The sequence below is a fragment of the Streptomyces sp. NPDC002958 genome, from assembly GCF_055563255.1.
Map to the genome: position 1 here is coordinate 517936 of NZ_JBVHDS010000001.1, position 14060 is coordinate 531995.

Below are 14060 nucleotides of genomic sequence, written 5' to 3' on the forward strand. Positions count from 1 at the left end.
TCCCTCTCCCCAAGGATGAAATTCACATGAAGCAGTCTGCTGCCAGGACTCTCGGCGTCGCCGCGCTCGGTGCCGCTTTCGCCGCTGCCGCCGCGGGTACCGCCTCCGCCACCGCCCTGCCGGCCGACGTCGCGGCAACCGCTCTGCCGGTCGCCGGCTCGGCGGCAAAGACCGCGGCCCGGACCCTGCCGGACCAGGACACGGCCACCAAGCTCCTCGGCACCGGCCAGCAGAGGCTCGTCGGCGACGCCACCACCCCGGTCAAGGGCCTCCTCGGCGGTCTGCCCGCGGGCGGCTTGAAGGCCAGCGGTCTGTCGACCAACGGAATCCCGCTCGGCGGCTGATCCCCCGTACTCACGCCTGTGGGGCGGGCACCCAATCCGGGTGCCCGCCCCACAGGCGTGAGTACGGGGGTCACCAAGCGGTGGGCGACATCTTCTCGGACGGGAAGAGCATCCACAGCGCCAGGTAGAGCAGGAACTGCGGCCCCGGCAGCAGGCAGGAGACCAGGAAGATGACGCGCATGGTTCCCGCGGAGGTGCCGAAGCGCCTTGCCAGCGCTGCGCACACTCCGCCGATCACGCGTCCGTCACGAGGGCGGGCAAGTGCGGCCATGGTGAGCTCCTTCGCGAACCGTTGCTGAGGGAGCAGCTCCGTCGTGCCCCCGATGCCTCCATGGTGGCTCGGCGAACAGGGGCAAAGCGTCGCTCTACGGTGCGATGCCGACCCTGGGAATCGTCGGGGTCGCCCCCTGAGCCGCCTCGTCCCTGGGACGGGGCAGCGCCCTGACCCGCTGCTGCACCCTGCGGCGCAGCCGCGCCCGGCACATGGGGACGACCAGCAGATGGGCGAGCGCCACGCCGGTGGTGTTCAGCAGCAGCGAGTCGACGTCGACGACCTGTCCCGGCACGCCGGTCTGCGCCAGTTCGATGGCCAGCGAGATCAGCGCCCCCGCCGCGACGGTACGGGCCAGCGAGGCCCACGGGGAGACGAGCAGTCGGCCTCCGGCCATCGGCAGCAGTATGCCCAGGGGGGCGAGCAGCAGCAGCCCCTCACCGATGCGGCGTGCGGCCTCGACCGGGCCGAGGGACAGGTCCGCTCGGATACCGGCGAGCGGTTGAAGATTCGAGGCGGTCATCCACGGGACGTCGAGCGGGCGCAGCGTCAGCCAACCGACAAGCAGCAGATGCGCGAGGAGGAGAGAGACCCCGGCCGCGCGGAAGCGGATGACGGCTTGACCGCCCGAACCTTGACGCACGCCCCCCAAGACGCGCCGGGCGGCAGGATCGGTTCCGCCACGCCCGCCGAAGCCTGCGATTCAAGCCCAGCCCGGGCGAAACCCGGTCCGTCCAGCGTTCGAGGACGAATCGACGGCCGGCCGCCGAACCGGCCCCGGGCCGAACCGGCGCCCGGCCGCCGAACCGGCCCCGGGCCGAAACGGCGCCCGGCCGCCGAACCGGCCCCGGGTCGAACCGAGCCCGTCCGGCGCCCGAGGACGAAGAACCGCCGCCGGACGACCCGGCACCCGAGGACGAAGAACCGCCGCCGGACGACCCGGCCCCCGCTCAGGCCCCCGTCCCCGTCCCCAGTGTCGGTGCCGCCTTCGGCCTGGCCTTTGTCTCCGAGGTGCACAGATACCCACGCGGCGCGTAGTCCCCGGGCCCGCCCAGCACCACGGTGCCGTCCGGGGCGAGCGTCTCGCTCTCCGCGTACGTACACACGATCTGTGCCAGAGCCTCGGCCGACAGGTCCTCCGGCTGCTCGCTGAGCCGCAGAGTGCCCTGCCGGTCGCCGCTGCGGGCCGCGCTGACCCGGAGGGCCGTCGGGACGGCAGTGGAGAACCCGGCCTGCCGCTCGCCGGTGGGCGGCTTCTGCTCCAGTTCATCCAGGAGCGCCTGCGCGATCCGGACCCGGTCCGAGCTCGTCTCGCCGACCTGCACCGTACGGTCCACCGTGACCAGCTGGGAGGAGCAGACCAGATAGATCTGTACGGGGATGCCCTGGAGGGCCTGGGTGGCAACGTCCTCCGCGGACATCGAGCACGGCACCTGGGACGGCGCGGCCCCGGCGTCCACCGGCACGGAGGTGGTCCTGATCCCGCAGCCCGCGGCCAGCACGGCCGCAATCACGGCACCGGCCAGCGCCACGGCCGAACGGCGTGCCCGGTGGTTGGTGCTCCTCACGTCGCGTCGCCCTCCTCGTCCTGGCCCCCCGCGTCGTGCCCCCCGGCGGGACGGGTGAGCGGCTCGGCATCGCGTGGCAGCCGCAGTACGAACACCGCGCCGTCGCCGTCCGGCGAGTTCGCGGCCGTGATGTCGCCGCCGTGGATGTGCGCGTTCTCCATGGCGATCGACAGACCGAGACCACTGCCCTCGGAGCGCGGACGGGAGGCGCTGGCCTTGTAGAAGCGGTCGAAGACGTGCGGCAGGACGTCCTCGGGGATACCGGGACCGTGGTCGCGCACCTCGACGACGAGTTCGTCGCCCTCGGTCCGCGCCGCGACCCGCACCGGCGAACCGCCGTGCTTGAGCGCGTTGCCGATCAGATTCGCCAGGATCACATCGAGCCGACGCGGGTCGAGGCGGACCATCATGCCGCGCTCGGCGTCCAGGTCCACCGCGTCCAGCCAGGCGCGGGCGTCGATGCAGGCGGTGACCTGGTCGGCGACATCGACCGTGTCGAGGACGAGCCGGGCCGAGCCTGCGTCGAAGCGGGTGACCTCCATCAGGTTCTCCACCAGGTCGTTGAGGCGCCGGGTCTCGCTCACCACCAGGTGCACCGCGGGCGCGATCATCGGATCGAGGCTGTCCGCCTCGTCCTCCAGTACCTCGGTGACGGCGGTCAGCGCGGTGAGCGGGGTGCGCAGCTCGTGCGACATGTCGGCGACGAACCGCCGGCTCGCTTCGTCCCGCGCGCTCATGTCCGCGACCTTCTTCTCCAGCGAACTGGCGGTCCTGTTGAACGTACGGGAGAGATCGGCGAGTTCATCGGTGCCGGACACCACGAGCCGGGTTTCGAGCTTGCCCTCACCGAGCTTGCGGGCGGCGTCACCGAGCCGTTGCACGGGCCGCAGCACGGTCGTCGCCGCGGCCTGCGCGAGCAGCGCCGAGCCGACCAGCGCGAGCGCGGTGGCGATCCCCAGCGACCAGGCGAGGGAGTTCAGATCCTGCCGCTCCTGGTCGAGCGACTTCAGCATGTAGCCGGCCGGGCCACCGCCGATGATCTTCGTACCGCCCACCAGATACGGCGTACCGCGGATGCTGACCCGCTGCCAGAACAGGTGGTACTCGTACTTGTTGCCCGCTTCCAACGGCTGCTTCTTGTTGACGGCCTTCTGCAGTGACAGCGGCACATTGTCGAGCGTGAAGGTGTCCAGATCGGAGTTGCCGACGATCGGCTTGCCGGTGTCGCGCTCGTCGACCAACAGCACGCTGTAGCCGGGCGAGCTGCTGGCCATCTGCACGGCGGCGTTCTGCAGATCGTCCTTGGTGGGCCGCAGCGGCAGCGAGGCCGCCCGATTCTGCATCTCCTGGCGGAAGTCCCCGAGTGCGGAGTCCTGGGTACGCGTCAGCACGGCCTCGCGGTTCAGCCAGTACGCGATCCCTGAGGCGGACACCGCGGCGGTCAGCGCCACCAGCGCGAACACGACGACGAGACGCAGCCGCAGACTGGTCCAGCGAAGTCCGGTGAGCAGGCTCCGTTTGGCGACGTCGCTCACTGAGGCGAATCCAGCCGGTAGCCGACACCCCGAACGGTACGGATCAGGGTCGGTGAGGACGGTACGTCCTCCACCTTGGCGCGCAGTCGCTGCACACAGGCGTCCACGAGCCGGGAGTCACCGAGGTAGTCGTGCTCCCAGACCAGCCGCAGCAGCTGCTGCCGCGACAGGGCCTGGCCCGGCCGACGGCTCAGCTCCAGCAGGAGTCGCAGCTCGGTCGGCGTGAGTTGCAGATCCTCGCCGTTTTTGGTCACGGTCATCGCGGAGCGGTCGATCACCACGTTCCCGAAGGACGCGGAGTCGGTGGACTCGCGCTCACCGCGGCGCAGCACCGCCCGGATCCGGGCGTCGAGCACCCGGCCCTGCACGGGTTTCACCACATAGTCGTCGGCACCGGACTCGAGCCCGACCACGACGTCGATGTCGTCGCTGCGCGCGGTCAGCAGAATGATCGGCAGCTGGTCGGTGCGCCGGATGCGCCGGCACACCTCGAAACCGTCGATGCCGGGCAGCATCACATCCAGCACGATCAGGTCCGGCCGCTGCTCACGCAGCAGTTTCAGGCCGTCCTCTCCCGTCGCCGCGGTGGCCACACGGTGGCCCTGGCGTGACAGCGAGAGTTCGAGGGCCGTGCGGATGGCGTCGTCGTCCTCGATCAGCAACAGGAAAGGCACGCTGGTCATTCTGGCCCATGGTGGAGCCCCAGTTCGACAGTTGGTGCCGACTCATACATCCGGAGCACCGGCGACGCACCGACGACAGGCTCTGTGACAGGGCTGTGACAGTCGACGGACAGTGCCATGAAACTGCCCCGGCAAGCTCATTGGCGCAAGGAACGGACGGACTCCACCGATGGGGGGCGCGAGATGAACGCAACTCACAGCACCACCGCAAGCGCAGTTGTCACGCGTCTTCACGATGTCGGCCGGAGCACCGAGAAGTCCGGCCCTGGAGGGGGAACCTCCCTGCTCGAGCGGAGCCGAGAGCTCGCGGGAGGGCGGGGGTGCGAACGCGCCGTCAGGCGTCAGCACACGTCGTACATGACGGTGGTTGACGCACCTGTGGGGGCCAACGGGGGAGCCGCGCACGGGGAGGCCATGGGGGAGCGGAGAATCCCGGCGCAGGCCGAGGACGCCGAAACGGCGTTCACGGCCTACGTCCGGGAGCGCCGCGCCTCCCTGTACGCAACCGCCTACCACCTGACCGGAGACCGGTTCGAGGCCGAGGATCTGCTGCAGAGCGCCCTCTTCTCGACGTACCGGGCGTGGGACCGGATCAGCGACAAGGCGGCGGTCGGCGGCTATCTGCGCCGGACCATGACCAACCTGCACATCAGCGCCTGGCGCAGGCGCAAGCTCAACGAGTACCCGACCGAGGAGCTGCCGGAGACGGTGGGCGAAACGGACGCGATGCGCGGCACGGAACTGCGCGCCGTGCTCTGGCAGGCGCTGGCGCGGCTGCCCGAACTCCAGCGCACGATGTTGGTCCTGCGCTACTACGAGGGCCGCACCGACCCGGAGATCGCGGCCATCCTCGACATCAGTGTCGGCACGGTGAAGTCCAGCATCTGGCGGTCGCTCCGCCGACTGCGCGAGGACGAGGTCCTCAGCTTCGGCCGTGACGAGGAGGAGTCCTTCGGCGAGTTGGTGGCCTGAGGGGACGGGGGGCAAAGGGGGATACGGGGGAGAGCGGGGCCGCCGCTTCGGGGGAGGCGGTGGTGTACGGGGGACGGGGGAACGCTGCGGGGTCGGACGGGCCGGGGGGTCCAGTCCGGCCCCGTCGGCGTGTGTGCGGGGTGGGCCGCTGCGCGGGGCTTGTTCCCCTGCCCGCCCCTTTCCGTTACCGGGGGTTCTGCCGCCGATTCCCCGCTCCTCGACCGCCGGCGGGGCTGAAAAACCAGCCTTGTCGGCCTTTGAGCCGTGGGGTCCGGGGCGGATCCCCGGTTCGGGAAGGGGCAGGCAGGGGACGCCCGCCGCAGGCGCCCCGCTACACCGCCCCCGCTACACCGCCCCCCGCGCCGCGGACGCCCGCCGGCACCGTCCCGCCGCCGCAGCGGCCAGCCGTCCCAGCGCCTCCTCCTTGCCGCACGGATACGCACCAAGTGCCGCCTGCCGCGCCACGATCCGCCGCTCCGCCCGCATCAGCCGCCACCCCCGCCGCAGCAGGAACGGCACCGATTTGCGTCCCTCCCGCAGATCCCGCAGCAGCCGACGGCGGAACGTCGTCGTCGGACGGCCGCGCAGGCACAGTGCGTCGGCGAGCACGCCCAACTCCTGGCACCGTTCGACTATGTCCGCCGCGAAGATCCCCTCGGCCACGAACAGCGGTGTGCGCTCGATGTGAAGGGCCTCCCGGTCCACCCGGGAGCTCGTGGCGATGTCGTACACCGGGACGTTCGTACGTCCCGTGCGGCACAGCTCCGTGATCGCGGCGACCGCCGCATCGGCGTCCCAGGACTGTGCGGAGTCCCAGTCGATGTCCGTACCGCCGGGAACGAGCGGCAGCGTGGGGTCGTCGCCCTCCTTGTAGAAGTCGTCCAGGCGCAGCACCGGCAGGTCGGTGCGGGCGGCGAGGGAGGACTTACCGGAGCCGGAGGGGCCCGCGAGCAGCACGACGCGGGTCGGGATCGGTTGGGAATTCACAGGACACGAGTGTGAGGCATCGACCCGTGCAGGGGACCCCCCGGAGGCCGTGTTGGTATCGAGCATCACACCTCAACTACTCTTCGCACTCTCATGATTACTCGATCGGGTGGGGCACGGGGACGGCCCGCTTCTCCGGGATCCCGGAGAAGCGGGCCGTCGTCACGCGGTCAGTACGAGGACCCCGAGGCGCCCAGTGCGCCCGTCGGGTGCCAGACCGTCTTCGTCTCCAGGAAGGCCGTCAGGCGGTGGGTGCCTGGATCGGCCGACCAGTCGAGATCGGGACCGTGGGGGGAGACGGGCGGGCGGAGAACCCGCTTCAGGTTGTCCGCCGCCGCGATCTCCAACTCCTTCGCCAGAGCGGCGTCGGCGCCCGTGAGGTCGATGGCGTTCACGTCCTGGTGGGACGCGAGCGGTGCCGCGATCTCCGCCGTCCTGCCGGAGAGGATGTTCACCACGCCGCCCGGCAGGTCGGAGGTGGCCAGCACCTCGCCCAGGGACAGGGCCGGGAGCGGGGCGTTCGCCGAGGCGATGACGACGGCCGTGTTGCCGGTCGCGATCACCGGGGCGATCACCGAGACCAGACCCAGGAACGAGGACTCCTGGGGCGCCAGGACCGTGACCACGCCGGTCGGTTCGGGGGTGGAGAGGTTGAAGAACGGGCCCGCGACCGGGTTGGCCCCGCCCACGACCTGGCCGATCTTGTCGGTCCAGCCCGCGTACCAGACCCAGCGGTCGATCGCGGCGTCCACGACGGCAGCCGCCTTGGACTTCGACAGGCCCTCCGCGTCCGCCACTTCCCGTACGAACTGGTCCTTGCGGCCCTCCAGCATCTCCGCGATGCGGTAGAGGATCTGGCCGCGGTTGTACGCCGTCGCGCCCGACCAGCCGCCGAACGCCTTGCGGGCGGCCACGACCGCGTCACGCGCGTCCTTGCGGGAGGACTGGGGTGCGTTCGCCAGCCACTTGCCCTTGCCCGCCGCGCCAGCGGCTGATTTCTTCGCCGTCACCTCGTACACCCGGCCGCTCTCGGAGCGGGGGAACTTGCCCCCGACGTACAGCTTGTAGGTCTTGAAGACGCTCAGACGGTTATCAGACATCGAGGTACGCCTCCAGGCCGTGACGGCCGCCTTCGCGGCCGAAGCCCGACTCCTTGTAGCCGCCGAAGGGCGAGGTCGGGTCGAACTTGTTGAACGTGTTGGCCCAGACGACGCCCGCCCGGAGCTTGTTCGCCACCGCGAGGATGCGGGAGCCCTTCTCCGTCCAGATGCCGGCCGAGAGGCCGTACTGGCTGTTGTTGGCCTTGGCGACCGCCTCGTCGGGCGTACGGAACGACAGCACGGACAGCACCGGGCCGAAGATCTCGTCGCGGGCGATGGTGTGCGCCTGGGTGACGTTCGTGAACAGCGTCGGGGCGAACCAGTAGCCGGAGGAGGGGAGTTCGCACGGGGCGGACCAGCGTTCGGCGCCCTCCGCCTCACCCGTGTCGGCGAGAGCGGTGATCCGGGCGAGCTGCTCCGCGGAGTTGATCGCGCCGATGTCGGTGTTCTTGTCCAGCGGGTCGCCGAGCCGGAGAGTGGACAGTCGGCGCTTCAGTGCGTCCAGCAGCTCGTCCTGGACCGACTCCTGTACGAGCAGGCGCGAGCCCGCGCAGCAGACCTGGCCCTGATTGAAGAAGATGCCGGTGATGATGCCCTCGACGGCCTGGTCGATCGGGGCGTCGTCGAAGACGATGTTGGCGCCCTTGCCGCCCAGTTCCAGGGTGACCTTCTTGTCCGTACCGGCGACCTGGCGGGCGATGGCCTTGCCGACCGCGGTCGAGCCGGTGAAGGCGACCTTGTCGACGTCCTCGTGTTCGACGAGGGCGGCGCCCGCGTCCCCGTACCCGGTGAGGATGTTCACGACACCCTTCGGCAGTCCCGCCTGGCGGCAGATGTCCGCGAAGAAGAGCGCGGAGAGCGGGGTCGTCTCGGCGGGCTTGAGGACCACCGTGTTGCCGGTGGCGAGCGCCGGGGCGATCTTCCAGGCCAGCATGAGGAGCGGGAAGTTCCACGGGATGATCTGGCCCGCGACGCCGAGGGGGCGGGGGTTCGCGCCGTAGCCGGCGTGGTCCAGCTTGTCGGCCCAGCCCGCGTAGTAGAAAAAGTGCGCCGCGACGAGGGGGAGGTCCGCGTCGCGGGTCTCCTTGATCGGCTTGCCGTTGTCGAGGGTTTCGAGAACGGCGAGCTCGCGGCTGCGCTCCTGGATGATGCGGGCGATCCGGAAGAGGTACTTGGCGCGCTCGGAGCCGGGCAGCGCCGACCACTTCTCGAACGCCTTGCGGGCCGCCTTCACGGCCCGGTCGACGTCCGCGGCGCCGGCCTGCGCGACTTCGGAGAGCACCTCTTCGCTGCTCGGCGAGAGAGTCTTGAAAACCTTGCCGTCGGCCGCGTCGGTGAACTCACCATCGATGAACAGGCCGTACGACGGCGCGATGTCGACGACCGAGCGCGACTCGGGCGCGGGGGCGTACTCGAATGCAGATGCCATGGGGATCAGTCCACCGTCACGTAATCGGGGCCGGAGTAACGGCCGGTGCTGAGCTTCTGACGCTGCATCAGCAGATCGTTCAGCAGGCTGGAGGCGCCGAAGCGGAACCAGTGGTTGTCCAGCCAGTCCTCGCCCGCGGTCTCGTTCACCAGCACCAGGAACTTGATCGCGTCCTTGGAGGTGCGGATTCCGCCGGCCGGCTTCACACCGATCTGTACGCCGGTCTGCGCCCGGAAGTCGCGCACGGCCTCCAGCATCAGCAGAGTGTTCGCGGGCGTGGCGTTGGTGCCGACCTTGCCGGTCGACGTCTTGATGAAGTCGGCGCCCGCCAGCATGCCGAGCCAGGACGCGCGGCGGATGTTGTCGTACGTGGACAGCTCACCGGTCTCGAAGATCACCTTCAGCCGGGCGTCGGGGCCGTCGGCCCGGGCGCACTCGGCCTTCACGGCGAGGATCTCCTCGTACACCTTGAGGAAGCGGCCGGAGAGGAAGGCGCCGCGGTCGATCACCATGTCGATCTCGTCGGCCCCGGCGGCCACGGCGTCGCGGACATCCGCGAGCTTGACGTCGAGCGCGGCGCGGCCCGCGGGGAACGCCGTCGCCACGGACGCCACCTTTACGCCGGAACCGGCCAGCGCGGCGACGGCGGTCGCCGCCATGTCGGGATAGACGCAGACCGCCGCGGTACGCGGGGTCGTGCGGTCGGTCGGGTCGGGATTGACGGCCTTGGCGGCGAGAGCCCGGACCTTGCCCGGGGTGTCCGCGCCTTCCAGCGTCGTCAGGTCGATCATCGAGATGGCCAGGTCGATGGCGTACGCCTTGGCCGTCGTCTTGATCGAACGGGTTCCGAGGGACGCGGCGCGCGCTTCGAGGCCGACGGCGTCGACGCCGGGCAGCCCGTGCAGGAAGCGGCGCAGCGCACTGTCGGACGCGGTCGCGTCGGAGAATGCGGGAGCAGTGGTGGGCATGGTCACCAGGTGAGCATATCTACGCGCGTAGCGACCTGTACAGGGGGCCAGGTCGTCCGTGCGTTGCACAGTACCGGGGCGGCCGCCCCGGCGCCCCTTGCGCGCGTCAGGCAGAATCGGCCCCATGACAAGCCCCACGCCGCCTGCCGAGCCGACCTACGCCGACCGGACCTTCCGGTCGCCCGCCGGAATCGTCGGGGGTGTCCTGCTGCTTCTCCTCATCTGCTGGATCGGCGGGGACGCCGTGTTCCGGGGCGAAGGCCGGGTGCCGTGGCTGGCGCTGGCCGGGCTGCTGACCGCGGTGCCGCTGATCGTCGCGTTCACGCTGCGGCCCGTCGTCCTCGCCAATGAGCAGCGCATCAGGATCCGTAACCCGTTCCGGACGATCACCATGCCGTGGACCGCCGTCGCGGACCTGCGGGCCGGGTATTCGAGCGAGCTGTTCACCGAGGACGGCACCAAGTACCAGCTGTGGGCGGTACCGGTGTCGCTGCGGCAGCGGAAGAAGGCGGCCCGGCAGCAGTCCCGGCAGTCGCTGGACGACCCGTACGGCCGGACCTCCGTCCACGCCGATGTCCGTGACAGCAAGGCCCGGATGGCGGCGGCCGACCAGACCATGGTGGACCTGCGGGAGCTGGTGGAGCGGGCGAAGGAGGGAGCGGCGGCGTCCTCGAAGTCCGCCAAGTCTTCGGCCTCTTCGGCTTCTTCGGTTTCGGTGCGCTGGGCGTACGAGGTGATCGCCCCGACGGTGGTGGGTGCGGTGCTGTTGGTGGCGCTGCTCGCGACCGGCTGAGAGCCGGTCGGAGGTCACCCCCGCTTCCTGCGAGCGGACGGTTCCCATATGGCAAGATCGTGCGCTTGAACATGCCCCGGCTGTGGGGGCTTTGCCACCCGGCAGGGCAACGGGAATGTTTTAACGGGGAGATCGAAAAAGATATGCGCATGTGGAATCGTGCTGTGCCGGCGGCGGTGGGCGCCCTGGCGCTGGCCGTGGTGCTGACCGGTTGCAACGACTCGGATTCGGGTAAGGGCGGGCACAGTTCCGGCTCCTCGTCGGAAGACAGGACGAGCTACCGTCTGGGCGAGGCCAGCCCGCCGCAGGAAAGCTCCATGCAGAACTCGAAGGACAGCAAGTTCACGGTCACGCCCACGAAGGTGCAGACCGGAACGAAGGCCGACATGGACAACTCCGGCTTGGAGAAGGGCAAGGACGAGGCCCCCAAGGTCCCCGTGTACGTGTGGTCCACCCTCACCCACAAGAGCGGTAAGCCCATGGAAGTCGGCGACATGGACAACGACTTGGTCGTCGAGACGGACAAGGGCGAGCGCACCAAGGCCCTCATCGTCATCATGGGTGACGCCGAGTGGCCGAACTGCCCGGCGCCCGACACCGGCAAGAAGCTGGGCCCGGGACAGTCGGAGAAGATCTGCACCGCCTTCCTGATTCCCGAGGGCCAGAAGGCCGCCGCGGTCCAACTCAGCCAGGGCTTCTACAAGGACCCGCTGGAGTGGCCGGTCAAGAGCTGACGCTCGGCCGGGGCGCCGCCGAGCCCGATAGCCGGGGCTTCGCCGCTTGACGGAGTGCGCGCACCCGAGATGGAGGGTGCGCGCACTCCACGGCCACCTTTGCCGGAGACGGTGGACACGACCGAGCCCGGTTCCGGACCGGACACGCCCGCCTCGCCGCAACCCCGGGAATCGTGATGCACCGGCCGTGCGGATGCGGCCCGGCTAGTGCTCCGGGAGCCGGGCCCAGAAGTGGTTGACGATGTCGTCGATGTAGCGTCGCCCGTTTTCGCCGGAGGCGGTGGTGCCGCCGGCTCGGCTGAGGGTGGCGGCCATGAGGGTCTGGTACTCGTGGTGCATGTCGCGCAGGGGGTCTTGCAGGTCGCGGCGTTCCATGGAGACGAGGCGGGCGATGGCGCGGATGTGGGCCTGCCAGCGGGTGGAGACGGCTTCGGTGAGAAGGCGGGCGAGTTCGTCCTCCAGGCCGGTGATGGCGATGAAGTCGCGTGAGGGCAGGTTGAGGAGGGTGCCGAGTTTGGCGGACTGTCGTTTGTCGCCCGTCCATCGGCCGTCTTCTTCCATCTGGTGGTAGGCGTCGAGGGTGAGGCCGGTGGCGCGGGCGACGTCCTCGACGGCCAGTCCGCGGGCGAGACGGTGTTCACGCAGGGTGCGGGGAGCGCCCATGAGTTCGCTGGGATTGCACCACAGGGCACCGGCCAGGGCGGTGAGTTCGCTGGCGGTGGGCAGTGCGGTGCCGCGTTCCCACGCGGTGATGTGGTCGGGGGTGATGTGGGTCGTGCCGTAGGAGGCGCGCATGCCGTAAGCGACGTGGCCGGGGGCCATCCCGAGTTTCTCGCGCAGGATGCGGGCGGCGCGCGCGTTGAAGGGGAGCGGTGGATGCACGGACTGAGAGTAGGGAGTCACCCGGGGTGAACTCCATGGTCGTTGTCGCCCGCATCCCGGTTTGGCCGGATAGGTCGCCGGTGATTTTGGAGGAACCGACAGGGGGGTGCGGGAAGGTCAACTAACGGATTCCGCGAAGTGATTGAGATTACATCCCTGCCGCGTATGATCCGCTCGCAAGGCGTCGCATGTGTGTTCGCACAACCGGCTGACACACGCTTCCGACGCCACTGCCATGCTTTCCCTCGCACTTGCAGGTCCAGGAGACGCAGTCATGCACACCAGCACGACAGGCCCGGCCGAAGCGCCGACCATCAGACCCGGTGGCCCGCTCGACCGGTTCTTCCGTATCGGCGAACGCGGCTCGACGTACGGCCGTGAGATACGCGGCGGGTTCGCCACCTTCTTCACCATGGCGTACATCCTCGTACTCAACCCGATCATCCTCAGCAGTACTGAGGACAAGTTCGGCCACCGGCTGGACGCCGGTCAACTAGCAACAGCCACGACCCTGGTGGCAGCCGTGATGACCGTGATCATGGGTGTGGGTGGCAACCTGCCGCTCGCCATGGCCGCGGGCCTTGGTCTCAACGCCGTCGCCGCTTTCCAGATTGCGCCTCTGATGAGCTGGGACGATGCGATGGGCCTCATCGTACTCGAAGGCCTGCTGATCTGCGTACTGGTGATGACCGGCCTGCGTGAGGCCATCATGCACGCCATTCCGCAACCTCTCAAACAAGCCATCAGTGTCGGCATCGGCCTGTTCATCGCCTTCATCGGCTTCGTGGACGCCGGGTTCGTCACCCGCATCCCGGACGCCGCGAACACCACCGTGCCCGTTCAGATCGGCACAGGCACCCTCACCGGCTGGCCCATGCTCGTCTTCTGTCTCGGCGTGCTGCTGACGATCGTCCTCCTGGCCCGCAAGGTGCAGGGCGCCATCCTCATCAGCATCGCCGTGATGACCGTCGTCGCCATCGTCATCAACGGGGTTGCCGACATCAAGTCCTGGGGTCTGACCGAGCCCTCGCTGCCCGACAATCCCGTCGCCGCACCCGACTTCGGGCTCCTGGGCGAGTTCGATCTGTTCGGGTCGTTCGGTCAGGTCAGCGCGCTGACCGTCGTCCTGCTCGTCTTCACTCTCATCCTGTCCGACTTCTTCGACACGATGGGCACCATCGTCGGCGTCACGTCCGAAGCCGGACTCCTCGACGAGCGCGGCCAGGTCCCCGGTCTGGGCCGCGTGCTGCTCATCGACGGAGCAGCCGCCGTCGCCGGCGGCGCCGCCTCCGCCTCGTCCGCCACCACCTACATCGAGTCCGCCGCCGGTGTCGGCGAAGGCGCACGCACCGGCTTCGCCAACCTCATCACCGGCGGCCTGTTCGCCCTCGCCCTCTTCTTCACCCCCGTTCTGACCATCGTGCCCCTCCAGGCTGCGGCCCCCGCCCTCATCGCGGTCGGGTTCCTGATGATGACCCAGGTCAAACACATCGACTGGGACCGGTACGAACTCGCCATCCCCGCCTTCCTGACCATCGCCGTCATGCCGTTCACCTACTCCATCACCAACGGCATCGGTGCCGGCTTCATCGCCTACGTGGTCATCAAGGCGTGCCTGGGCAAGGCCCGCGAAGTCCACTGGCTGCTCTGGGGTACCGCGGCGCTCTTCCTGGTCTACTTCGCCATCGACCCGCTGGAGCAGCTGCTCAACATCAAGTAGCCGATGTGGTGGACCCGAAACGGAGCGGGGGGCGGCCCAAGACGATCAGCGGCGGAGTGTGTGAGCACAGCGCG

General features: G+C 69.5%; 15 protein-coding genes. 5 read left to right on the forward strand and 10 right to left on the reverse strand.

What is annotated here, in order from left to right:
* Positions 1-26 precede the first annotated feature (26 nt).
* A complete protein-coding gene (locus ACZ3IC_RS02410; protein WP_467411719.1) occupies positions 27-344 on the forward strand; it encodes a hypothetical protein in 318 nt (105 codons plus the stop codon).
* Positions 345-414: 70 nt separating this feature from the next.
* Here ACZ3IC_RS02410 and ACZ3IC_RS02415 read toward each other — a convergent pair whose 3' ends face one another.
* The 5 genes from ACZ3IC_RS02415 to afsQ1 form a co-directional block, all read right to left on the reverse strand.
* Positions 415-615, reverse strand: a complete 201-nt coding sequence (locus ACZ3IC_RS02415; protein WP_467411720.1) for a PspC domain-containing protein — start codon at positions 613-615, stop codon at positions 415-417.
* Positions 616-709: 94 nt separating this feature from the next.
* The gene (locus ACZ3IC_RS02420) at positions 710-1258 is read right to left on the reverse strand and encodes a VanZ family protein (RefSeq protein ID WP_467411721.1); all 549 of its coding nucleotides are present in this window, start codon (positions 1256-1258) and stop codon (positions 710-712) included.
* A gap of 307 nt (positions 1259-1565) precedes the next feature.
* A complete protein-coding gene (locus ACZ3IC_RS02425) occupies positions 1566-2183 on the reverse strand; it encodes a GerMN domain-containing protein (protein WP_467411722.1) in 618 nt (205 codons plus the stop codon).
* Positions 2180-3718, reverse strand: coding sequence for an ATP-binding protein (locus ACZ3IC_RS02430; protein ID WP_467411724.1), 1539 nt, complete (start codon positions 3716-3718; stop codon positions 2180-2182). Before ACZ3IC_RS02430 ends, ACZ3IC_RS02425 begins: the two co-directional genes overlap by 4 nt.
* Positions 3715-4392 (reverse strand): two-component system response regulator AfsQ1, encoded by a 678-nt coding sequence (gene afsQ1 / locus ACZ3IC_RS02435; RefSeq protein ID WP_176729344.1) that lies wholly within the window; start codon positions 4390-4392, stop codon positions 3715-3717. The genes ACZ3IC_RS02430 and afsQ1 overlap by 4 nt, the downstream gene beginning before the upstream one ends.
* 192 nt (positions 4393-4584) lie before the next feature.
* Here afsQ1 and ACZ3IC_RS02440 point away from each other — a divergent pair, with 192 nt between their 5' ends.
* Complete coding sequence (locus ACZ3IC_RS02440; protein WP_467411725.1) at positions 4585-5373, forward strand: SigE family RNA polymerase sigma factor; 789 nt, start codon at positions 4585-4587, stop codon at positions 5371-5373.
* A 345-nt stretch (positions 5374-5718) separates the two neighbouring features.
* Here the strand turns inward: ACZ3IC_RS02440 and ACZ3IC_RS02445 are convergent, their stop codons facing one another.
* The 4 genes from ACZ3IC_RS02445 to deoC all read right to left on the reverse strand — a co-directional run bounded on the left by ACZ3IC_RS02445 (position 5719) and on the right by deoC (position 9857).
* Positions 5719-6426: a uridine kinase family protein gene (locus ACZ3IC_RS02445; protein WP_467411727.1), complete on the reverse strand. Its 708-nt coding sequence runs from the start codon at positions 6424-6426 to the stop codon at positions 5719-5721.
* A 104-nt stretch (positions 6427-6530) separates the two neighbouring features.
* On the reverse strand, positions 6531-7460 hold the full coding sequence (locus ACZ3IC_RS02450; RefSeq protein ID WP_467411729.1) for an aldehyde dehydrogenase family protein: 930 nt from the start codon (positions 7458-7460) through the stop codon (positions 6531-6533).
* Positions 7453-8889, reverse strand: coding sequence for an aldehyde dehydrogenase family protein (locus ACZ3IC_RS02455; RefSeq protein WP_467411730.1), 1437 nt, complete (start codon positions 8887-8889; stop codon positions 7453-7455). Before ACZ3IC_RS02455 ends, ACZ3IC_RS02450 begins: the two co-directional genes overlap by 8 nt.
* Before the next feature lie 5 nt (positions 8890-8894).
* Complete coding sequence (gene deoC, locus ACZ3IC_RS02460; RefSeq protein ID WP_467412111.1) at positions 8895-9857, reverse strand: deoxyribose-phosphate aldolase; 963 nt, start codon at positions 9855-9857, stop codon at positions 8895-8897.
* Positions 9858-9981: 124 nt separating this feature from the next.
* Between deoC and ACZ3IC_RS02465 the strand changes: the two genes are divergently transcribed.
* Both ACZ3IC_RS02465 and ACZ3IC_RS02470 read left to right on the forward strand, forming a co-directional pair.
* Positions 9982-10650 carry a PH domain-containing protein gene (locus tag ACZ3IC_RS02465; RefSeq protein WP_467411732.1) on the forward strand — a complete coding sequence of 223 codons (669 nt, stop codon included), beginning with the start codon at positions 9982-9984 and terminating at the stop codon, positions 10648-10650.
* Between the two features lie 149 nt (positions 10651-10799).
* Entirely contained in the window at positions 10800-11384 is a 585-nt protein-coding gene (locus tag ACZ3IC_RS02470; RefSeq protein ID WP_467411733.1) for a hypothetical protein, read from the forward strand.
* Positions 11385-11588: 204 nt separating this feature from the next.
* Here the strand turns inward: ACZ3IC_RS02470 and ACZ3IC_RS02475 are convergent, their stop codons facing one another.
* The gene (locus tag ACZ3IC_RS02475) at positions 11589-12266 is read right to left on the reverse strand and encodes a helix-turn-helix domain-containing protein (RefSeq protein WP_467411734.1); all 678 of its coding nucleotides are present in this window, start codon (positions 12264-12266) and stop codon (positions 11589-11591) included.
* Between the two features lie 274 nt (positions 12267-12540).
* Here ACZ3IC_RS02475 and ACZ3IC_RS02480 point away from each other — a divergent pair, with 274 nt between their 5' ends.
* Positions 12541-13986, forward strand: a complete 1446-nt coding sequence (locus ACZ3IC_RS02480; protein ID WP_467411736.1) for an NCS2 family permease — start codon at positions 12541-12543, stop codon at positions 13984-13986.
* Positions 13987-14060: the final 74 nt, after the last annotated feature.

What these genes read in the sequence shown, in the direction of transcription:
- ACZ3IC_RS02410 (WP_467411719.1), top strand. Translation starts at nt 27, where the DNA reads ATGAAGCAGTCTGCTGCCAGGACTCTCGGCGTCGCCGCGCTCGGTGCC.
- ACZ3IC_RS02415 (WP_467411720.1), bottom strand. Translation starts at nt 615, where the DNA reads ATGGCCGCACTTGCCCGCCCTCGTGACGGACGCGTGATCGGCGGAGTG.
- ACZ3IC_RS02440 (WP_467411725.1), top strand. Translation starts at nt 4,585, where the DNA reads ATGAACGCAACTCACAGCACCACCGCAAGCGCAGTTGTCACGCGTCTT.
- ACZ3IC_RS02445 (WP_467411727.1), bottom strand. Translation starts at nt 6,426, where the DNA reads ATGCTCGATACCAACACGGCCTCCGGGGGGTCCCCTGCACGGGTCGAT.
- ACZ3IC_RS02450 (WP_467411729.1), bottom strand. Translation starts at nt 7,460, where the DNA reads ATGTCTGATAACCGTCTGAGCGTCTTCAAGACCTACAAGCTGTACGTC.
- ACZ3IC_RS02455 (WP_467411730.1), bottom strand. Translation starts at nt 8,889, where the DNA reads ATGGCATCTGCATTCGAGTACGCCCCCGCGCCCGAGTCGCGCTCGGTC.
- deoC (WP_467412111.1), bottom strand. Translation starts at nt 9,857, where the DNA reads ATGCCCACCACTGCTCCCGCATTCTCCGACGCGACCGCGTCCGACAGT.
- ACZ3IC_RS02465 (WP_467411732.1), top strand. Translation starts at nt 9,982, where the DNA reads ATGACAAGCCCCACGCCGCCTGCCGAGCCGACCTACGCCGACCGGACC.
- ACZ3IC_RS02470 (WP_467411733.1), top strand. Translation starts at nt 10,800, where the DNA reads ATGTGGAATCGTGCTGTGCCGGCGGCGGTGGGCGCCCTGGCGCTGGCC.
- ACZ3IC_RS02480 (WP_467411736.1), top strand. Translation starts at nt 12,541, where the DNA reads ATGCACACCAGCACGACAGGCCCGGCCGAAGCGCCGACCATCAGACCC.